The sequence below is a fragment of the Brevibacterium sp. R8603A2 genome (assembly GCF_023072605.1).
GTDB classification, from domain to species: domain Bacteria; phylum Actinomycetota; class Actinomycetes; order Actinomycetales; family Brevibacteriaceae; genus Brevibacterium; species Brevibacterium pityocampae.
On the sequence record NZ_JALLGN010000014.1, the window covers coordinates 35,004 to 53,941 of the forward strand.

The following is an 18,938-nucleotide window of genomic DNA, read 5'->3' on the forward strand; positions in this document are numbered from 1 at the left end:
GCGCTCTCCGTCAACCGTCGACTACAGCGACTGAGGCGCAGGGGGGCATCCCGTGTTGCAGTTCCGCCATACTCCCGCTCGGGCGCTGGTAGGCGGCGGGAACCGTGACCTAGTGTGGACGCCATGAGCTATCCCAACGATCCCTATCGGCGTCCGAATCCCCCGCAGGTCACCCCCCGGCCGCAGACGGGCCAGGGACATGGGGCTCCTCCCGGCACGGGCAGCGGTCAACCGGGCGGCCCGTTGGCCGGACAGCCGGGCGGTCAGCAGCAGCCCGGTCCGGGCGCCGACGGATACCCCGGCGGCCCGCAGCGCCCGGGCGGTCCCGGTGGACCCGGCCCCTCCGGAGCACCGGGACATCCGGGTGCAAGTGGTCCCGGCCGTCCCGGCGCACCCGGGCCCCAGCACCCCGGCACTGCACACCCCGGCAACGCGCAGCCCGGCTATCCGGGCGCCCCGCAGAGCGGCGGACCCGGGAGCACCGGAGGTCCAGGAGGCCCCGGCGGCTACCCGGGGGCATCTCCGGCATCCGGCTACCCGGGAGCGTCCCCGGCCTCGGGCTACCCCGGTTCGCCGAGCGGACCGGGCCACCCGGGCGCACCGGGATATCCGGGCGGGCCCGGCGGCCCCCCGCCCAAGAAGAAGCGCACCGGGCTCTTCATCGGCCTGGGCGTCGGCGCGTTCCTCGTGCTCGCGCTCATCGTCGGCGGCGGTCTGTGGGCCGGCAGCACAATCCTCAACAAAGGCGAGCCCGAGCCCTCCGAGTCGGCCGTCGCCGAGCCCACGCAGGATCCCACCGGGGAACCCACGCAGGAGCCGACCCAGGATGCCGCGGGCGAACCCGACCTGGCCGTGGGCGACTGCATCGCCGATCCGGAGGTCACCACCGCCCTGCAGACCGTCGAATGCGATCAGCCGCACTTCGCGCAGGTGTACGCCCAGCAGGAGATCGATGGCGACACGTACCCGGGCACGAGCACGCTGACGGCGGACGCGCAGGCTTTCTGCGAATCCGGCACTGCCGGAGCACTCGATCCGGCGAAGCTCAGCTCCGACTTCGCCGCGAGCTACGTCATCCCGACCGCGGAGACCTGGGGCCAGAACGACCGCCACATCCACTGCCTCGTCCACCGGGCGGACAAGGGCGACTTCACCGAGAACCTGCTTCCCAGCTCCTGAGGCACGTCGCGTGCACCTGCCCGAGGCGCACGCACCTGCACGCGCTGCGCCCCGGAGCAGGAGTTCTCGCACGCATGAAGCGTCCCCGCTGTGATGTCACAGCGGGGACGCTTGATCTCACGGTCGTCCGATCCGTGCACTCCGGCGGCGCGACGCGGGCGTCCCGACGGGGACGCCGCCGCGCGGGGCACCGGGGCGACCGGTCACACCGGGGCGATGACCAGCCCACCGGAGGCATCGGCCGCGGTGTCCTCCGGACGGTCCACCCGCACGGTGTCGCCGTCGTGGATGACGCCGCCGAGGATCTCCTTGGCCAGCCGGTCCCCGATCTCGCGCTGCACGAGGCGGCGCAGCGGCCGGGCGCCGTAGGCGGGATCGTAGCCCTCGATCGCCAGCCATTCGGAGGCGGCCGGGGTGATCTCGAGCGTGAGCCGGCGCTCCGCGAGGCGCTCCTGCATCGCCGCGATCTGCAGATCGACGATCCGGCTGAGATCCTCCATGGACAGCGGCTCGAACATCACGATGTCGTCGAGCCGGTTGAGGAACTCGGGCTTGAACGCCTGGTGCACCACGTTCATCACCGCGGCCTCGCGGGCCTGCTGGTCGAGCGACTGATCGATGAGGAACTGCGAGCCGAGGTTCGAGGTGAGGATGAGGATGGTGTTCCGGAAGTCCACCGTCCGCCCCTGCCCATCGGTCAGCCGGCCGTCATCGAGCACCTGGAGCAGGATGTCGAACACGTCCGGGTGCGCCTTCTCCACCTCGTCGAGCAGCACCACCGAATAGGGCCGGCGCCGGATCGCCTCGGTGAGCTGGCCGCCGGTCTCGTAGCCGACGTATCCGGGAGGCGCGCCGACGAGGCGCGACACCGAGTGCTTCTCCCCGTACTCGCTCATGTCGATGCGCACGAGCGCGCGCTCGTCGTCGAACAGGAAGTCCGCGAGCGACTTCGCGAGCTCGGTCTTGCCCACACCGGTGGGACCGAGGAACAGGAAGCTGCCGGTCGGTCGGTCCGGGTCGGACACGCCGGCCCGGGAGCGCCGGATCGCATCCGACACCGAGGCGACGGCCGCCTGCTGGCCGATGAGTCGCTGTCCGATGATCTCCTCGGCGCGGAGCAGCTTGTCGCGCTCGCCCTCGAGGAGCCGGCCGGCGGGGATGCCGGTCCAGGCGGCGACCACCTCGGCGATGTCGTCGGCGGTGACCTGGTCGCCGACCATCGGGCGGGCGGTGCCGGTCCCGGACTCCTTCTCCTCCGCCTCGGCGGCGGCGATCTCCTTCTCGACAGCCGGGATCTCGCCGTAGAGCAGGCGCGAGGCGGTCTCCAGGTCGGTGTCGCGGCGGGCGATCTCCGCCTGCGAGCGGAGGTCGTCGAGCTTCTGCTTGAGCTCGCCCACCCGGTTGAGCCCGGCACGCTGGGTCTCCCAGGTGGCATTGAGCCCGGCGAGCTCCTCCTGCTTGTTCGCGAGGTCCTCGCGGAGCACCGCGAGCCGTTCGACGGAGGCCGCGTCGCTCTCGTGCGAGAGCGCCATCTCCTCCATCTTGAGCCGGTCGACGGCGCGGGTGAGCTCATCGATCTCGATCGGCGCGGAGTCGATCTCCATACGCAGGCGGGAGGCCGCCTCGTCGACGAGGTCGATCGCCTTGTCCGGCAGCTGCCGGCCGGCGATGTACCGGTTGGACAGCGCAGCGGCGGCGACGAGCGCGGAATCCGCGATCGTCACCTTGTGGTGCGCCTCGTAGCGCTCCTTGAGGCCGCGGAGGATCGCGATCGAGTCCTCGACGCTCGGCTCGCCGACGAACACCTGCTGGAACCGCCGCTCGAGCGCGGGGTCCTTCTCGATGTTCTCGCGGTACTCGTCGAGCGTGGTCGCGCCGACGAGCCGCAGCTCACCGCGGGCGAGCATCGGCTTGAGCATGTTGCCCGCATCCATCGCGGAATCGCCGGTAGCACCGGCGCCGACGACGGTGTGGATCTCGTCGATGAACGTCACGACCTGGCCGTCGGAGCCCTTGATCTCCTCGAGCACGGCCTTGAGGCGCTCCTCGAACTCGCCGCGGTACTTCGCACCGGCGACCATGCCCGCCATGTCGAGGCTGATGAGCGTCTTGTTGCGGAGCGATTCGGGAACGTCGCCGGCGACGATGCGCTGGGCGAGGCCCTCGACGACGGCGGTCTTGCCGACGCCGGGCTCGCCGATGAGCACCGGGTTGTTCTTGGTCCGGCGCGACAGCACCTGGACCACCCGGCGGATCTCCGAGTCGCGGCCGATCACCGGGTCGAGCTTGCCCTCGCGGGCAGCCGCGGTGAGGTCGACGCCGTACTTCTCGAGCGCCTGGAAGGTGTCCTCCGGGTTCTCGCTCGTGACCTTGCGCCCGCCGCGCACCTCGGGCAGGGCGGCGAGCAGTCCGTCGCGGGAGACGCCGTTGCGGGCGAGCAGCCTGCCGGCCTCCCCGGTGTCCGCGGCGGCGGCGATGAGGAGGTGCTCGGTGGAGACGTACTGGTCGCCGAGCGCGGACATCTCCTTCTCCGCGTTGTTGACGAGCTGGAGGCCGGCGCGGGACAGGCTCGGCTGCGCCTGGTTGGTGCCGGAGATGCTCGGCAGCGTGGCGAGCAGCGTCTTCGCCTCGCTCTGCACGGCCAGGGCATCGGCGCCGAGGTGCTCGAGGAGGGCGGAGGCGATGCTGTCCGGCTGGGACAGCAGGGCCAACAGGATGTGGGCAGGTTCGACCTGGGAGTTGCCCCGTTCGACGGCGTCCTTGACCGCCGTCGACAGGGCCTCCTGGGACTTGGTGGTGAACTGGGATTCCATGGATGTTCCTTTCGAATTCTGGCTTCTGAAAGGTCAACAGCACCAGAGTTGAGTCTATTCCGCTCAAGGTGGCTTCTCTCACGTCCGATCTCGCTGCGCGGATCCGCCTCTCCGTCCAGGATTCATCGGCGCGCACGTGCAGGTCAAGGGTTCAGCGAGGCGTGGCCGCCGGGGCGGCCACCGCGATGAGCGCGGCGGCGGCCGGGGGCGGCTGCGGACTGCGCCACACCGCGCGGATCTCCCGGGTGAGGTCGAGACCGGTCACGGGGATCGCGATGAGGTCGCCGCGCCGCAGGGGCCCGGCGATGACGAGCTCGCTGAGCACCGCCGGATCCGCTCCGGCGGACACGCTGGCGAGCACTGCCGCGTTGCTCCCGGATTCGAGCGCCGGCGGCACCGGCCGGTAGGGGGCGAGCGCCTCGTCGAGGGTGACCCGGGTGCCGGAGCCGGGCTCGCGCACGACGAGCGGCGTCGCGGCGAGCTCCTCCGGCGCCAGCCCGTGTCGCCGGGCCGCCCAGGGGTGCCCGGGCGCCACGACGACGACCAGCCGGTCGCGCGCCACGGTGCGCGTGCGCAGCGTCGGGTGCAGGTACGGGGTCTCGACGAACCCGAGGTCGCAGTCGCCGGCGGCGACGAGGTCGAACACGTGCGAGGAGTTGTGCACCCGCAGGCGCACCTCGGCATCGGGGATCTCGCGCCGGAGCTCGGCGAGCCATCCGGGCACGAGGTGCTCCGCGACGGTCATGCTCGCAGCCACGTCTAGGTGAGCGGTGTGCTGTGCGGCGAGCGCCTCGGCGACGGAGGTGAACTCACGGGCGGCGTCGAGCACGCGCCGGGCCCAGTCGACGACGACCGCACCCTCCTCGCTCACCCGCGAACCGGACGGGCGGCGGACGAGCAGGTCGACGCCGAGCTGCTTCTCGAGCGCCCGCATCGCGCGGCTCGCGTTCGGCTGGGCCATCCCGACGGCGCGAGCCCCGGCGCCCAGTCCCCCGCGTTCGCTCACGGCGGTGAGGAGCTCGAGGACGGCGAGGTCGGGCCAGCGGGCATTCATATCACTATGATATGTCCGAATGCGGGATCGGGGTCTACCGGCGCTCCGGCGCGGGGCGCAGGCTGGAACGCATGCCCTCCGACCCGACGACGCTCCCGCGCAGCAGCGCTCGCATCGCGCGACTGCGGGAACTCGCACCGGGTGCGGGGCTCGCCGCCCTCGGCGCCGCGGCGGCCGTCGGCATCGGTGCGCTCCTTCCCACCGTGAGCGCCCTGCTCGTCGCGATCGTCCTCGGCATGCTCGTCCGCAACCTCGCGACCCTGCCTCCGCGCGTCGAGCCCGGCCTGAACTTCGCCGCCAAGCGCGTGCTCCGCGCGGGCATCGTGCTGCTCGGCCTGCAGCTCGTCCTCGGCGACATCCTGGGCCTGGGCACCGGGGTCGTCCTCACCGTCGTCGCGGTGGTGGCCGTCGGGTTCGCAGCGACACTGCTCGCCGGGCGGCTGCTCCGGCTGTCGTCGACGCAGACGCTGCTCATCGCCTCCGGGTTCTCGATCTGCGGGGCCGCGGCCGTCGCCGCGGTCGACGGGGTGATCCGCACTGAGGACGAGGAGGAGGTCGTCACCGCAGTCGCGCTCGTCGTGGTGTTCGGCACCCTGATGATCCCCGCACTCCCGCTCGCCGCCGCCGCGCTCGGGCTCACCGAGGCGCAGACGGGGCTGTGGGCCGGAGCCTCCGTCCACGAGGTCGCGCAGGTCGTGGCGATCGGCGGCAGCCTGGGAGCGGCGGCGCTCAGCGCCGCTGTGCTCGTCAAGCTCGCCCGGGTACTCCTGCTCGCACCGGTGATGATGATCATCGCCGTCCGGCAGCGCCGGGTGATCCTCGCCGCGCGCACCTCGGAGGCGACGCGCACCTCGGACGCCGGCACGGATGACACGCCGTCGCTGCCGCCCCTCGTGCCCCTGTTCGTCCTCGGCTTCCTCGCGATGGTCGCGCTGCGCTCCACCGGGATCGTCCCGCTGCTCGTCGTCGATGCGGCGGCGATCGCGCAGACGGCGCTGCTCGCGGCGGCGATGTTCGCACTCGGCACCGGGGTCCGGCTGTCCATCGTGAAGCGGGTGGGGGCGCGCCCGTTCGCACTCGCCGCGCTCTCCACCCTCGCCGTCGCGGCCACCGGGCTCACCGGGGTGCTGCTCGCCGCGTGATGCCACCGCGGCCGGCCGGTCCGGCCACCGCGGCCGGCCGGGCGCACCGCTCAGACGGCGATGAACTCCCAGTTCTCCTGGCACGTGATACCGATGATGCTCGGACCCGAGCGCATCTCGTCGAGCTGCGAGGGCACCTCGGCGTCCTGCGTGCGGCCGAGCTCCGTGCCTTCACCGAGGTCGCCGGTGATCTCCTCGACGATGCAGGCGTCGAAGTAGGGCTCGTCGGAGTTCACCGCGAGCTCGAACACGCCTCCGGGTCCGGCGTGGAGGAAGTGGCCGGAGCCGAAGCCGGATTCGGGCACGAGCATCATGTCGCCGATCGGCTCGAACCGGATCTCCCAGTCGGCGTCGCCGGTGACGGTGATCGTCGACCAGTCGACCGACACCCCGCCGATGTAGGTGTCCGAGGTGCCCGTCCCGTCGGCGCCGAGCAGCCAGCCCTGGCGACCGGACTCGTCGGCCTCGACCATCTGGAAGGTGCCCTCGCTCATGATCTCGTAGGTCACGACGGCCGGGCCGGTGACGTCGGCGGGGACATCGAAGTGGTCGGGGCCGGAGCCGGAGACGGTCTGCGGCTCGAAGGTGCCGTAGTTGGCGTCCGCCCAGTCGCGCGCATCCTGCTCGTCGGCGGCGGCGACGTCGATGAGCGAGGGACCGTAGTCGGGGCGCTCGGGCGCCTCCTCCTCGCCTGGATCCGGCGGCGGCACGGGCGCCTCCGTGGGCGGGGCGGAGGCCGCGGCCGGGTCCGAGGCGGAGGACGACTCCGCGGTCGAGCCCGCCGCGGGCTCGTCCCCGATGGTGGCACCGAAGCCGAACCAGATCACCCCGGCAACGAGCGCGAGGATGAGTACGCCGGCTCCCAGGGCCAGGCCGATGATGAGGCCGACCGGCTTCCCGCGCCGCGGCATCGTGTCCGGCCCGACCGGCGGACCGGGGTGGATCGGGGCGCCGGGGAGGATCGGGGCGCCGGGGTGCGGACCACCCGCGGACCGCGCGCCGTCGTCGTACGGTCGGGCGCCGTCGTACGGCGGGGTGCCGTTCCAGTGGGGCGGCCCGCCGGGCGGTGGGGGCGGTGTGCTCATCGAGGGTCTCCGAGGTGGGGGGTGTCCGCTGCCCGCGTGCGTGACCTGGACGAATACCAGCCATCGTAGCCGCCGGCCGGGGTTCGGACCGGCCCGGGATGTGGCAGGTCCGGGACATCGCCGTTCAGCTCGGTGACAGTCGGAGGGGCGTTCGCATCCCGGGCGCGCGGAGACCGTGTCCGTGGCATCGGGCACACTGGGGGCATGAGCGAAGACACCGTACTCCTCACCGTCGAGGACACCGTAGCCACCGTCACCCTCAACCACCCGGCCACCCGCAATGCGCTCTCCCTCGAGCTCATGCGCGCCCTCATCTCCACTTTCCGCGAGCTCGGCGAGCGCACGGACGTCCACGCGATCGTGCTCGCCGCCGCCGGCCACGTGTTCTCCTCCGGCCACGACCTCAAGGAGGTGAGTGCGGCGGACCACGCCGGGCAGCAGGAGATCTTCGGCACCTGCTCCGAGCTCATGCTCCTCATCCAGGAGATCCCGCAGCCGGTGATCGCCCGGGTGCAGGGTGTCGCGACCGCCGCCGGGTGCCAGCTCGTCGCCACCTGCGACCTCGCCGTCGCCTCGCAGGAAGCGCGGTTCGGCACCCCGGGCGTGCGGATCGGGCTGTTCTGCTCGACCCCGATGGTCGCGCTCAGCCGCGCCGTCGACCGCAAGACGGCCATGCGCATGCTCCTCACCGGCGACATGCTCAGCGCCGAGCAGGCGCTCGCCCGCGGCCTCGTCTCCGACGTCGCGGACGCCGCGGAGCTCGAATCGGCCGCCGCCGCGCTCGCCGCCCAGGTCGCCCAGGCGTCCTCGGCCACCGTGGCGATCGGCAAGCGGGCGTTCTACGAGCAGATCCACCTCCCCACCGCGGAGGCCTATGCGCGGATGAGCACGGTCATGGCCGACAACGCGGTCATGCCCGATGCCCGGGAGGGGATCGACGCCTTCCTCACCAAGCGCGAACCGCAGTGGCAGCACCGGCAGTGAGCCGCCCGACCCGTCGGGTCCGAGCGGCTGCCCGGGCCCCGCACGCGCACCGCACCGGCGCCGCGTGTGCACCGCACCGGCGCCGGTGAGGGGTGAGTTCGCACGTGTGACTTCGCTCGACGGCCTGGCTTAGGATCGAAACGGTCGCAGGCCCTGCCCGCGCCCGCCGCCCGGGCCGGTCGGGAACCGCGTCCGGAACCGCCGGCGGACCGCCGCCGCGACCGCACCCGCACCCCATCAGCAGCGTCAGGATCCCAGTGAAGTACGCAGACACCGTGCTCGACCTCGTCGGCAGCACCCCCCTCGTCAAGCTCAACTCCGTGGCCTCCGGGGTCCGAGCGACCGTCCTGGCGAAGCTCGAGTACATGAACCCCGGTGGCTCGATCAAGGACCGGATCGCCGTCAGCCTCGTCGCCGACGCCGAGCGCTCCGGCAAGCTCGCCCCCGGTGGCACCATCGTGGAGCCGACCTCGGGCAACACCGGGGTGGGCCTGGCGATGGTTGCGGCGATCCGCGGCTACGACGCCGTGTTCGTCACCCCGGACAAGGTGGGCAAGGGCAAGCGCGACGTGCTCTCGGCCTACGGCGCCGAGGTCGTCGTCACCAAGACCAACGTCGCCCCCGACTCCCCCAAGTCCTACTACGGGGTGTCCGACCGCATCACCGCCGAGCGGGAGGGCGCGTTCAAGCCCGACCAGTTCTCCAACCAGGCCGGGCCCGAGGCGCACTACCGGACCACCGGGCCGGAGATCTGGAACGACACCGACGGCCGCGTCACCCACGTCGTCATGGGGCCGGGCACCGGCGGCACGATCACCGGCACCGGCCGCTACCTCCACGAGGCCTCCGAGGGGCGGGTGAAGGTCGTCGCCGCCGACCCCGCCGGATCGATCTACGCCGACCACTCCGCCGACCTCCACAGCTACTACGTCGAGGGCGTCGGCGAGGACATGATCCCCGACACCTACGACCCCTCCGTCCCCGACGGCTTCGTCACCGTCGACGACGCCGCTGCCTTCGAGATGACGCGCCGACTCGCCGTCGAGGAGGGTCTGCTCGTCGGCGGCTCGTCCGGCATGGCGGTCGTCGCCGCTCTCGAGACCGCCCGCGAACTCGACGAGGACGCGGTCGTCGTCGTCGTGCTGCCCGACTCCGGGCGCGGCTACATCGACAAGATCTTCAACGACGAGTGGATGGCCGAGCACGGCTTCACCACTGCCGCCCGCCGGGGCGGAGACGTCGTCGCCGCTCCCGGCGCCGAGGTCGAGGACTCGGAGCCCGCAGGATCCGGGCAGCCGGGTGCCGGACACGGGCAGCAGGGCGCCTCGGTCGCGGATGTCGTGACCGGGCTCGGGATCACCCCGGGCGACTATCCCTGCGTCGGTCCCGACACCCGGCTCGCGGAGGCCGTGACCGCGCTCAGCGGGGACGTGCTCCTCGTCGCGGACGCCGGCGCGGCCACCGAATTCAACGTGTTCGGGGCATTCGAGCGCAGCGCACTGACGTCCCTGCTCCTCGACAGCGAGGCGGTCGCCGGGCGCTCCTCCGGCCCCTCGCTCGGCCCCGACCGGGTCGACGGCGACACCGCGGTCGGCACGCTGAGCGACGCGCTGGTCGACCTCCCGAAGGTCGGCATCGGCCAGACCGCCGAGGTCCTGCGCGCCCGTCTGCTCACCGCCCCGGCGGCCCTCGTCTACGACGCCGGCCGGCCCGTCGCCCTCATCGACCGCACCGCCCTCGCCCGCTGGGCCGCCTCCCGAAAGGACCACTCGTGACCGAGAACATCACCCCCTCCTTCTCCACCAAGGCCATCCACGCCGGGCAGGAGCCGGATGCGCAGACCGGCGCGGTGATCCCGCCGCTCCACATGAGCTCGACCTACAAGCAGGACGGGGTGGGCGGATTCCGCAGCCGGTACGAGTACTCGCGCAGCGCGAATCCCACCCGCGACGCCCTGCAGGCGCAGCTCGCCGCGATCGAGGGCGGGGCGCACGCGTTCTCCTTCGCCAGCGGGCTGGCCGCGGAGGACGCCCTGCTGCGCGCGCTCACCGCTCCCGGTGACACGATCCTGCTCGGCAACGACGCCTACGGCGGCACCTTCCGCCTCATCAACGCGGTGTTCGGGCAGTGGGGCGTCAAGCACTTCGCCGTCGACCTCACGGACACGAGCACCGCGGCCGATGCGATCGCCGCCCACCGGCCCAAGGTCGTGTGGGTGGAGACGCCCACCAATCCGCTGCTCAACGTCGTCGACATCCGCGAGACCGCCCGTCTGGCCCGCGAGGCCGGGGCGATCCTCGTCGTCGACAACACCTTCGCCACCCCGTACCTCCAGAACCCGATCAGCCAGGGCGCGGACATCGTCGTGCACTCGGTGACGAAGTACCTCGGCGGCCACTCCGACGTGGTCGGCGGTGCGCTCGTCCTCGCCGACGACACCCACGCCGAGGCGATCGGCTACATGCAGAACGCCGCCGGCGCGGTCTCCAGCCCGTTCGACGCCTGGCTGACGATGCGCGGCATCAAGACCCTCGCCGTGCGGGTCAAGCAGCACAGCCAGAACGCCGCCGCGCTCGCCGCGGCGCTCACCGACCACCCGAAGGTCGAGACGGTCCTCTACCCCGGGCTCGAATCCCACCCCGGCCACGCGGTCGCGGCTCGCCAGATGCGTGAGGGGATGTTCGGCGGCATGATGTCGATCCAGGTGGCCAGCGGGCGCGAGGCCGCCCGGACCCTCGTCGACAGCACCAAGGTGTTCACGCTCGCGGAGTCCCTGGGCGGGATCGAGTCGCTCATCGAGTACCCCTACGACATGACCCACGCCTCGGTCCAGGGCACCGACCTCGAGGTGCCGGCGAACCTCGTGCGGCTGTCGGTGGGCATCGAGGACGTCGAGGACCTCCTCGCCGACCTCACCCAGGCGCTCGACCGCCTCTGACCCTCCCCTCCCAACCGGCAATTTTCGAAGGTTTCTGGGAGCCGTTCCGCGCATCTGTGCAATGTCACGGCGCAGTTCCACAGCGACCCAGCACGATGACGCGGTGCCCCGGCCCAGTGCCACAGTGCCACGGCACGGTGATGCGGACACACGGAAATACATGGGGCGCGAGACACGGTCCCGCGCGACCTCCGACCCGGGGTGACCGCACCGCAGGACACACCGGCCAATGCCCTCTCCTGCCCTTCGGGCGCACTAGCCTGGAGGGGAGGAAAGGACGTGCATGTCGATCGTCGTCACCGGAGCTTCGGGTTTCATCGGGCGCGCCGTCGTCCAGCGTCTGCTGGAGGACGGTCGGCGCGTCGTCAGCCTGGGCCGCACCGACCCGCAGATCCCCGGTCTCGCCCACCACGCCTGGGACATCCGGGAACCCGCCGACGCCTCGGCGCTGCGCGCCCTGCCGTACCTCGAGACGGTCGTGCACTGCGCCGGGCTCGTCGACGACTGGTCGGACGCGGACGACCTCCACGCGGTCAACGTCACCGGCACCCGGCACGTGCTCGACGCGTTCCCGGACCAGCGCATCATCCACCTGTCCTCGACCGACGTCTACGACCCGCAGCGGGAGCACCATCGCCTCTACGAGGAGGCCGGCCCCGTCGCGGAGGACCGCTACCCGGAGCCCGGTCCGGCGCTGTCGAAGGCCCTCGCCGAGGCGGTGGTCCAGCGGGTGCGCCCGCAGGCCCTCGTGCTCCGCCCCGCAGTGGTCTACGGACCCGGTGACACCACGCTGTTCCCGCGACTGCGCGCCACGATCGAGAACGGCACGCTGCGGATCCCCGGCGGCGGCCGCAAGCAGATGACCCTCACCCACATCGACACCCTCACCGGGGCCGTGCTCGCCGGCATCGACTGGCCCGGCGTCTCCGGCCCGATCAACGTCGGCGACCCGAAACCCTACGTGCTCAAGGACGCGCTGCTCACCTACCTCGCCCGGACCGGCGAGGAGCAGGTCGAGCTCGACGAGGTGGCAGCCGACCTCGCGCTGGCGAAGACCTGGTACGCGGAACGGCGCGCGCGGAAGAAGGGCGGCCGCCCGCCCATCACCCGGTACACGATCCGGCAGGTCGTCCACGAGCGGACCTATGATCTCACCCGCCTCGAGCAGCAGCTCGGGTTCACCGGCGTGCAGCACCTCGCCCCGCGGCGGGCGTGACCCGGGCGGGCGTGAGCCGGGCGGGGTCGTTCAGCCGTCCGACCGGCCGGGAGCCGCTTCCGGCCCGGCTCCGCCGAACTCCTGCAGGGCATCCCCGGTGAGCCGGAAGGTGTCCCACTCGTCCTGCGGGAACGCCCCGACACTGCGGTAGAACGCGATCGAAGGTGCGTTCCACTTGAGCACCGACCATTCCACACGCGCGTATCCGCGCTCCACTGCGGTGCGGGCGAGCTGCTGGAGCAGCGCCTTGCCGGCGCCTCGGCCGCGGGCGTCCGGGCGGACGAACAGGTCCTCGAGGTAGATCCCGTGGACGCCCTCCCAGGTGGAGTAGTTGAGGAACCACAGGGCGAAGCCGTCGATCCGGTGAGCGGAGCCGGCCGGCGCCTCGGCGACGTGGGCGAAGATCGCCGGCCGCTCCCCGAACAGCTGCTCGTGCAGCGTCTCGGCGGTGAGTTTGACCGCCTCGGCGGGCTCCTTCTCGTAGATCGCGAGCTCGACGACGAGCTGCTGGATCTCCTCGACGTCGGCGGGCGCGGCGGGGCGGATGCGGGCCTGTGCCATGGGCGGCGGTCCTTCTGTGCGGGGGCGGGGAGAACAGTGGAACAGGGACGAGGGGCGCAGCGGGCGCGCGTCCTCACGCGCTCTACCGGACCCCCGGACGCCGCCGGCCCGGCCACCGGGGTGCGGTCGGCCGGGCCGGCGGGTGCGGCTGGGTCCGTGGGGCTCAGAGCCCGTCGCGGTAGTGCTCGGTGCGCTCGACATTGCTGCCGGGACCGGCCTGCGGTCCGGGGGCGGGGGCCTCACGGTAGGTCACATCGCTGCGACGACGCCGCGAGGCGAGCGTGACGAAACCGAGGATGAGCGCGAGGACGCCCACGCCGATGCAGATGTAGCCGACCATGGTGAGATCCATGACGCTCCAGGCGTCCTGCACGGCGAATGCGAGGATCGCTCCGACGAGGATGAGGAAGACTCCGACTCCGAATCCCATGACTGTCTCCTGACATTGGTGGTGCGGCGACTCGGACCCGGATCCGCGGACTCCGTGCCCGCGGAGAGGGCCGCCCCCGGCGGGGACAATGCGCCTTGATTAGCTGGTACGCCTTTCAAGTATCGACGACACCGGCCCTGCTGACAACAGACACACCGGCCACCTGCGGGAATGAGGCTGCCTCTGAGATCGCAGAGAACGGCGGTTTCGCTCTCAGGAACCTTCGGAAATCGAGTGTTCGGGGCGGGAGGTGGAGAGAACCGTGTCGAGCCAGGCGCGCGCCTCGGCGAAGGAGGTGTCCGTGGTGCGCGGGTCGACGATCACCGTGTCCCCGGCCGCCGCGGGGTACGAGCCGAGGAACTGCATCCGCCGGGCCACCCGGTGCACGCCCATGAGCGCCTCGGCCATCCGCGCCTCCGCGATGTGCCCCTGGAGGTCGATCGAGAACTGGTAGAGGCCGAGCCCGTCCCCGGTGGGACGCGACTCGATGCGCGACATGTTGACCCCGCGTGCGGCGAACTGCTCGAGCAGCTCGAGGAGCGCACCGGCCCGATCGCTCGACAGCACCGCGACGATCGTCGTCTTGTCCGCCCCCGTAGGAGCGGGGAGGTCGGCCGGGGTGCGCACGAGCACGAACCGCGTGATCGCGTCCGCGCGGTCGCCGATCCCGGCGGCGAGGACCTCCAGCCCGTAGCGCTCGGCGGCGAGGGCCGGGCAGATCGCGGCCTGGTACTCAACGTCCCCGGCGGCGAGGTCGCGCGCGGCGGCCGCGGTGGAGGAGGCGGGCAGGAAGTGCGCGTTCCCGAGGTGTTCGGAGATCCACGTGCGCGTCTGCGCCTCCCCGTGCGGGTGGGTCGCGAAGCTGCGGATGTCGGACAGCTGCGTGCCCGGGCGCACCGCGAGGACGAAGGTCACCTGCACGAGGGTCTCCGCAACGATCTGCAGCTTCCCGTTGCGGGTGAGCGCGTCGAGCGTAGCCGGCACCCCACCCTCGAGCGAGTTCTCGATCGGCACGACAGCCCCGTCGAGCTCGCCGCGGACCAGCCCGGCCAGCGCCGCCTCGGCGTTGTGCATGGGCACCCGCTCGGCGTCGGTGATGCCGCGCTCGTCGAGCAGCCGGATGAGGGCGGCCTCGGTGAAGGTCGCCTCCGGGCCGAGGTACCCGAACGCCGTCATGACGGGTTTCCGTTCCCGGCCCGCCGCCTCCGCAGCCGCCGGGTCAGCAGCGCCCGGGCGACGTCGCGGTACTGGGCGGCGCGGTGGAGCTGCGCCTTGAGGTCCTTGCCGGTGACCCGGTGGTGGAGGTCGCATTCGACCTCCTCGACGCGCAGCCCGGCGTTGATGACGTCGATCGTCATCCCGGTCTCCACGCCCCAGCCGGCCGCGAACGGCAGGGCAGCGTCGAAGGCCTCGCGGGTGAGGCAGCGCATCCCGGACAGCGGCTGGGTGGCGGTGAACCCGGCGAGCTCGCTGATGCCCCTGCGGGCGAGCCCGACGACGAGCCCGAACCCGCCGCCGGTGCGCTTCTGCGGGGGCAGGATCGCGATCGTCATGTCGGCCCGTCCCGCGAGCACCGGTGCGGTGAGCGGGGCGGTGTTGACCGCGGAGTCCTCGAGGTCGCCGTCGATGAAGAGGAGCGCGCGGTGTCGCGGCCTCTCGCCGGGTCCGAGCCCGGAGATCTCCCGGTTGCGGACGGCGAACGCGCCGGTCATCATCGCCGCCGCCTTGCCCCGGTTCTTCCGGTGGGTGACGACCCGGGCGCCGGCCGCCGTGGCGAGCGCCCCGGTGTCGTCGCGCGATCCGTCGTCGACGACGATGACGAGGTCGACCCCGGGGATCTCCTGCGCCGAGGCGACGGTCGCGGCGATGCGCTCCGCCTCGTCCTTGGCGGGGATGATCGCGGCCACCGCGACGGGCGCCTCGGGCAGCGCTCCGACGGGAGCCGCCTCGGGCGCGGGTCCGGCGGTTTCCGGGTGCGCAGGCGTCATCAGCGGATCGTGAGCTGGCGGGAGACGACGCCGGCCTTGGCGCGCCGCTCCTCGTAGTCGAGGTTCCCGGACTCGTTCATCGCCTCGGTGAGCTGGGCGTCGAAGGTGCCGAGCGGTCCCTCGACCTCGTCGGGCTGGGTGCCGTCGGGCAGCTCCCACACGGGGATCACGATGCCGTGAGCGCGGAAGCAGCCGAGGTACTTGCCGATCCCGCCGAACGTGTTGTCGCCGCGCGCGTGGAGGCGGGCGAGGCCGTTCATCACGGTCTCCTCGCCGTCGGTGCGGGCCCAGCGGACGTAGATCCGCCCGCCCATCTCGGTCCAGTAGGCGGCCTCGGCGGAGACGAGCTTCTCCGTGGGGCTGATGTTCTCGTTCGCCTGCTCGAGGGCGGCGGCGATGTCCTCGTCCTGCTGCGCGGTGTCCTCCGGCAGCCAGTAGTCGAAGGTCTCGAGCACGCTCACGGAGAACGGGACGGAGGTGTCGAGGATGTCCTGCAGGCGCGGACCCTCGCCGGGGTCGGAGTCCGCCTGCTGGTAGGTGCCGGGTTCGGCGTCCTTGACGGAGAGGATCGCCGCGGCGATGTCGCGCGAGGGGTCCGGTGAGGAGAACGGGACCTGGAGGCCTGCCATGACGACGCCGTCGGCACGGTGGAGCGCCTGCCAGGCGGCGGGGAGGAGGGAGGCGAAGATGATCTCGTCACCGCCGTACTCCTCGGTGAGCTTCGCGGTCGCGGTCGCGGCGGGCACGAGCTCGCGCAGGCACACGAGGTCGGCCTCGAACGGCAGGCCCTCGAAGGGCCGCTGCACGAACGCCCCGGCCTGCGCCTTGGCCAGCCGCTTGGCGATGAGTTCTTCCTTGGACTTCTTGGACTTCTTACCCATGAGGTGCAGTCTACTGGGGCGAGTCAGTCCGACCGAGGCGACCCGGCGGAGTACTGCGCGGAGAGGCCCTCCCAGCCGACCTCCATCGCGTCCGCCCCGACGACCCGCTCGACGTCGACGCCGCGCAGCCGGAGGCTCAGCACGGCGAAGCACACGTGCCAGCCGGCGGCGGTCATAGCCGCCTCGGCGTCGGTGGCGAAGTCCTGCCCGAGGCCGAGGGTGCACCCGTCCGGGCGCTCGACGATCGTCCAGGTGACGAGGCCGCCACCCCAGCGGTGGCTGAGATGGTGGGGTGCGTCTGCGGTGATGACCGTCGCGTCGACGGGGTCGTCACCGGGGTTCTCGCGGGATTCTGCCGCACCGACGGAGTCGAGCGGCCGGTCCGGCACGATCGGCGACCACTGCGCGAGGAGCCCGGGGTCGGTGAGGTGGGCCCACACCTCGGCCGGGGTGGCGGTGAGCTCGAGGGTCTGGGCGAGCGCGAACGCCGGACCGGTGCGGTCCCCGGCCGTGATCAGCTCGGTGCGCAGCGGGAGCCCGTCGATCGCCTCGGCGACGCGGGTCCGGGTGGTGTCGGTGATCATGATGGGCCTTCCCTTCGACGACACCGCCAGCGTACCGGGCCGGGCCGTCCGGGACCCGCGCCCTTCAGCCGCGGGTGACGGTCGTGCGCACCGGCACCGGGTTCTCGATGATGTCGAGGACGGGGCAGTTGGCGTCGACGGCGGCGCGCAGCACCTCGTAGCGCTCCTGGGTCTCCTCACCGCTGAGGGTGATTTGGATGCGGACCTCGGAGAAGCCCGGGCGCACCGAGTCGTCGGCACCGAGCAGGCGGGCGGCATCGAGATCGGCCTCGGCGGTGACGGCGATCTCGTCGAACGGGATGCCGAGAGTCTGGGCGTAGAGCCGGTAGACCACGACCTGGCAGCCGGCGAGCGCGCCGAGCACGTAGTCGACCGGGCTCGGCCCGGCGTCGTCCCCGGCGAGGGCCGCGGGTTCGTCGACGATGAACGCGTGCCGTCCGGCGCGCACGGTGGTCGCGACGGTGCCGACGCCGGCTGCGGTCGCGCGGCTGGTGAGGTGGGCGCTCGTGCGGTCGGCGGCGATGCGCTCGCTCCACTCCTGCCCGGCGCGGGTCAGGCGCTCGGCGCGCTCGGCGGCGGAGGTCGTGGGGACGGTGGTCGGGTGGGCCGTCTGGGCGGCCGGTGCTGTTGTTGTCATGGTGTGGATTCTCGCCGCCGAGGCGCGAGCGGGGTCGGAGTCCCGTCGTCTCCCGTCATCCGGCGTCACCGGATGTCATGTCCGGGCACGGCCGCTGCCGGCGGGGCGTGCTTCAGGGTGTGGGCGGTTTGACCGGGACCGGACGCACCGGTGGGCCCAGCCGGGTGTCGAATCGAGTGCTCGCCAACCGCCGCTCGGTGGCCGCCACGAGATCGAGGACTTCTGAGGCGATGTATGCGCGTCGGCGCTTGCCGATCGCTCGGGTCTCGAGGATTCCAGCGGCCTCGAGTTCGTCGAGCGCCTTGACCGCGGCTGCCGCGGTCACGTCATGGATCCGCTGCACGGTCGCCGGTGTGAGCACCGGCGACCCCGGAAGGTCCCGGAGCACGAGCGTCACGGCCGAATCGCTGCGCAGTCGGCGAGTCCTGCCTTCACGCCGACGGTGCCCGTCCAGGCGCTCGTTCCACTGTCCGCGCAGGTCGTCGAGGTCCTCGGCGAAGCTCAGAGCCTGGGTGCTCGCTTCGATCACCGCGTCGGCGAAGGTGGTGATCCACCGCTCCACGGCTTCGATGGCGTCGGAGGAACCGGGTGCACCGGCATGGCGGTAGGCGGTCAGCCCAGCGACGTACGCTCCGCTGAGCGTCGACAGCACGAGGCTGACCGGCAGCACTGCCCCGGAGGTCAGTCCGCGCCGGGCGAGCACCGTGTGGATGAGAGCACGTCCCACTCGACCGTTGCCGTCGGCGAAGGGATGGATCGTCTCGAACTGCGCATGGACGAGTGCCGCCTGGATGACCGGGGAATGAGCTGCCCCATTGAGATACGTGATCCAGTCCTCGAGCAGCCCGGGCACGTGTTCGGGCGCGGGTGGCACGAAGTCTGCATCGAGCGGATGACGGGCCGATCCGCCGATCCAGTTCTGGCGCCCCCGCACCCCGTGCATCCGAGGCGCATCCGGAAGCAACGCGCGCTGCAGGCTGACCACGTCGTCGATCTGCACCGTCGGAGCGGCGACGAGAGCCGTGGTCGCGGACTTCACGATCGTCATATTGTTCGCGACGAGCTGCGCCTGCTCGCTGATCCCCGAGACCTCCTCGGACAGACCGAGCTCCGCGAGCGCGACATTCCGGGGGTTCGGTACGATCCCCTCGATGCGCGAGGAAGCGATCGCCTCCGAGCGCAACAGGTACCGCGAGACTCCGGCCAGGTCCGTTCCGGCGCGCCGATCGAGCCGGCGCACGGCCTGTTCGGCCTCAGCCACACGCGCGTCGACCTCGCGACCGAGGACGAGCGGCATGCCCACGAGCGCGTCCGGCAAATAAGTGCGGTAGATTCCGGCCTTCCGATCACGGCGCGGGATACCCGAAGTCTCAGCGACGACCCATTCGGCAGACTCCCAGATACCCATGTAGCTCCTAAAGTGAACGCTCGACCCCTACTTGTTGA

At 72.0% G+C, this 18,938-nt stretch carries 17 protein-coding genes; 6 read left to right on the top strand and 11 right to left on the bottom strand.

What is annotated here, in order from left to right; all coding sequences use genetic code 11:
* Positions 1-123: 123 nt before the first annotated feature.
* Positions 124-1,179, top strand: coding sequence for a septum formation family protein (locus tag MTQ12_RS12985; protein ID WP_247618938.1), 1,056 nt, complete (start codon positions 124-126; stop codon positions 1,177-1,179).
* 203 nt (positions 1,180-1,382) lie between these two features.
* On the opposite strand, the gene clpB is transcribed toward MTQ12_RS12985, so the two are convergent.
* Positions 1,383-3,992, bottom strand: a complete 2,610-nt coding sequence (clpB, locus tag MTQ12_RS12990; protein WP_247618939.1) for an ATP-dependent chaperone ClpB — start codon at positions 3,990-3,992, stop codon at positions 1,383-1,385.
* Positions 3,993-4,143: 151 nt separating this feature from the next.
* Positions 4,144-5,046: a LysR family transcriptional regulator gene (locus tag MTQ12_RS12995; RefSeq protein WP_247618940.1), complete on the bottom strand. Its 903-nt coding sequence runs from the start codon at positions 5,044-5,046 to the stop codon at positions 4,144-4,146.
* Positions 5,047-5,117: 71 nt separating this feature from the next.
* On the opposite strand from MTQ12_RS12995, the gene MTQ12_RS13000 reads away from it, so the two are divergent.
* Entirely contained in the window at positions 5,118-6,188 is a 1,071-nt protein-coding gene (locus MTQ12_RS13000) for a putative sulfate exporter family transporter (protein ID WP_247618941.1), read from the top strand.
* A 50-nt stretch (positions 6,189-6,238) separates the two neighbouring features.
* Here the strand turns inward: MTQ12_RS13000 and MTQ12_RS13005 are convergent, their stop codons facing one another.
* Complete coding sequence (locus MTQ12_RS13005) at positions 6,239-7,273, bottom strand: hypothetical protein (RefSeq protein ID WP_247618942.1); 1,035 nt, start codon at positions 7,271-7,273, stop codon at positions 6,239-6,241.
* Between the two features lie 204 nt (positions 7,274-7,477).
* Between MTQ12_RS13005 and MTQ12_RS13010 the strand changes: the two genes are divergently transcribed.
* The 4 genes from MTQ12_RS13010 to MTQ12_RS13025 all read left to right on the top strand — a co-directional run bounded on the left by MTQ12_RS13010 (position 7,478) and on the right by MTQ12_RS13025 (position 12,411).
* Complete coding sequence (locus MTQ12_RS13010; RefSeq protein WP_247618943.1) at positions 7,478-8,257, top strand: enoyl-CoA hydratase; 780 nt, start codon at positions 7,478-7,480, stop codon at positions 8,255-8,257.
* A 257-nt stretch (positions 8,258-8,514) separates the two neighbouring features.
* A complete protein-coding gene (locus tag MTQ12_RS13015; protein WP_247618944.1) occupies positions 8,515-10,032 on the top strand; it encodes a pyridoxal-phosphate dependent enzyme in 1,518 nt (505 codons plus the stop codon).
* Positions 10,029-11,195, top strand: a complete 1,167-nt coding sequence (locus MTQ12_RS13020; RefSeq protein ID WP_247618945.1) for a cystathionine gamma-synthase — start codon at positions 10,029-10,031, stop codon at positions 11,193-11,195. The genes MTQ12_RS13015 and MTQ12_RS13020 overlap by 4 nt, the downstream gene beginning before the upstream one ends.
* Positions 11,196-11,478: 283 nt before the next feature.
* Positions 11,479-12,411: an NAD(P)-dependent oxidoreductase gene (locus MTQ12_RS13025; protein WP_247618946.1), complete on the top strand. Its 933-nt coding sequence runs from the start codon at positions 11,479-11,481 to the stop codon at positions 12,409-12,411.
* A gap of 30 nt (positions 12,412-12,441) precedes the next feature.
* Here the strand turns inward: MTQ12_RS13025 and MTQ12_RS13030 are convergent, their stop codons facing one another.
* From MTQ12_RS13030 to MTQ12_RS13065, 8 genes are all read right to left on the bottom strand, one after another.
* Positions 12,442-12,972, bottom strand: a complete 531-nt coding sequence (locus MTQ12_RS13030; RefSeq protein WP_247618947.1) for a GNAT family N-acetyltransferase — start codon at positions 12,970-12,972, stop codon at positions 12,442-12,444.
* A 163-nt stretch (positions 12,973-13,135) separates the two neighbouring features.
* The gene (locus MTQ12_RS13035; protein ID WP_247618948.1) at positions 13,136-13,402 is read right to left on the bottom strand and encodes a DUF6458 family protein; all 267 of its coding nucleotides are present in this window, start codon (positions 13,400-13,402) and stop codon (positions 13,136-13,138) included.
* Positions 13,403-13,615: 213 nt separating this feature from the next.
* A complete protein-coding gene (gene pheA / locus MTQ12_RS13040; RefSeq protein WP_247618949.1) occupies positions 13,616-14,578 on the bottom strand; it encodes a prephenate dehydratase in 963 nt (320 codons plus the stop codon).
* Positions 14,575-15,390: a glycosyltransferase gene (locus MTQ12_RS13045; protein WP_247618950.1), complete on the bottom strand. Its 816-nt coding sequence runs from the start codon at positions 15,388-15,390 to the stop codon at positions 14,575-14,577. The genes pheA and MTQ12_RS13045 overlap by 4 nt, the downstream gene beginning before the upstream one ends.
* Complete coding sequence (locus MTQ12_RS13050) at positions 15,390-16,271, bottom strand: DUF5926 family protein (protein ID WP_247618951.1); 882 nt, start codon at positions 16,269-16,271, stop codon at positions 15,390-15,392. The genes MTQ12_RS13045 and MTQ12_RS13050 overlap by 1 nt, the downstream gene beginning before the upstream one ends.
* Positions 16,272-16,294: 23 nt before the next feature.
* Positions 16,295-16,855, bottom strand: a complete 561-nt coding sequence (locus tag MTQ12_RS13055; RefSeq protein ID WP_247618952.1) for an SRPBCC family protein — start codon at positions 16,853-16,855, stop codon at positions 16,295-16,297.
* Between the two features lie 64 nt (positions 16,856-16,919).
* Positions 16,920-17,492, bottom strand: a complete 573-nt coding sequence (locus MTQ12_RS13060) for an OsmC family protein (RefSeq protein WP_137318712.1) — start codon at positions 17,490-17,492, stop codon at positions 16,920-16,922.
* Positions 17,493-17,604: 112 nt separating this feature from the next.
* Positions 17,605-18,900, bottom strand: coding sequence for a Fic family protein (locus MTQ12_RS13065; RefSeq protein ID WP_247618953.1), 1,296 nt, complete (start codon positions 18,898-18,900; stop codon positions 17,605-17,607).
* Between the last annotated feature and the right edge of the window lie 38 nt (positions 18,901-18,938).

What these genes read in the sequence shown, in the direction of transcription:
- MTQ12_RS12985 (WP_247618938.1), top strand. Translation starts at nt 124, where the DNA reads ATGAGCTATCCCAACGATCCCTATCGGCGTCCGAATCCCCCGCAGGTC.
- clpB (WP_247618939.1), bottom strand. Translation starts at nt 3,992, where the DNA reads ATGGAATCCCAGTTCACCACCAAGTCCCAGGAGGCCCTGTCGACGGCG.
- MTQ12_RS12995 (WP_247618940.1), bottom strand. Translation starts at nt 5,046, where the DNA reads ATGAATGCCCGCTGGCCCGACCTCGCCGTCCTCGAGCTCCTCACCGCC.
- MTQ12_RS13000 (WP_247618941.1), top strand. Translation starts at nt 5,118, where the DNA reads ATGCCCTCCGACCCGACGACGCTCCCGCGCAGCAGCGCTCGCATCGCG.
- MTQ12_RS13005 (WP_247618942.1), bottom strand. Translation starts at nt 7,273, where the DNA reads ATGAGCACACCGCCCCCACCGCCCGGCGGGCCGCCCCACTGGAACGGC.
- MTQ12_RS13010 (WP_247618943.1), top strand. Translation starts at nt 7,478, where the DNA reads ATGAGCGAAGACACCGTACTCCTCACCGTCGAGGACACCGTAGCCACC.
- MTQ12_RS13025 (WP_247618946.1), top strand. Translation starts at nt 11,479, where the DNA reads ATGTCGATCGTCGTCACCGGAGCTTCGGGTTTCATCGGGCGCGCCGTC.
- MTQ12_RS13030 (WP_247618947.1), bottom strand. Translation starts at nt 12,972, where the DNA reads ATGGCACAGGCCCGCATCCGCCCCGCCGCGCCCGCCGACGTCGAGGAG.
- MTQ12_RS13035 (WP_247618948.1), bottom strand. Translation starts at nt 13,402, where the DNA reads ATGGGATTCGGAGTCGGAGTCTTCCTCATCCTCGTCGGAGCGATCCTC.
- pheA (WP_247618949.1), bottom strand. Translation starts at nt 14,578, where the DNA reads ATGACGGCGTTCGGGTACCTCGGCCCGGAGGCGACCTTCACCGAGGCC.
- MTQ12_RS13045 (WP_247618950.1), bottom strand. Translation starts at nt 15,390, where the DNA reads ATGACGCCTGCGCACCCGGAAACCGCCGGACCCGCGCCCGAGGCGGCT.
- MTQ12_RS13050 (WP_247618951.1), bottom strand. Translation starts at nt 16,271, where the DNA reads ATGGGTAAGAAGTCCAAGAAGTCCAAGGAAGAACTCATCGCCAAGCGG.
- MTQ12_RS13055 (WP_247618952.1), bottom strand. Translation starts at nt 16,855, where the DNA reads ATGATCACCGACACCACCCGGACCCGCGTCGCCGAGGCGATCGACGGG.
- MTQ12_RS13060 (WP_137318712.1), bottom strand. Translation starts at nt 17,492, where the DNA reads ATGACAACAACAGCACCGGCCGCCCAGACGGCCCACCCGACCACCGTC.
- MTQ12_RS13065 (WP_247618953.1), bottom strand. Translation starts at nt 18,900, where the DNA reads ATGGGTATCTGGGAGTCTGCCGAATGGGTCGTCGCTGAGACTTCGGGT.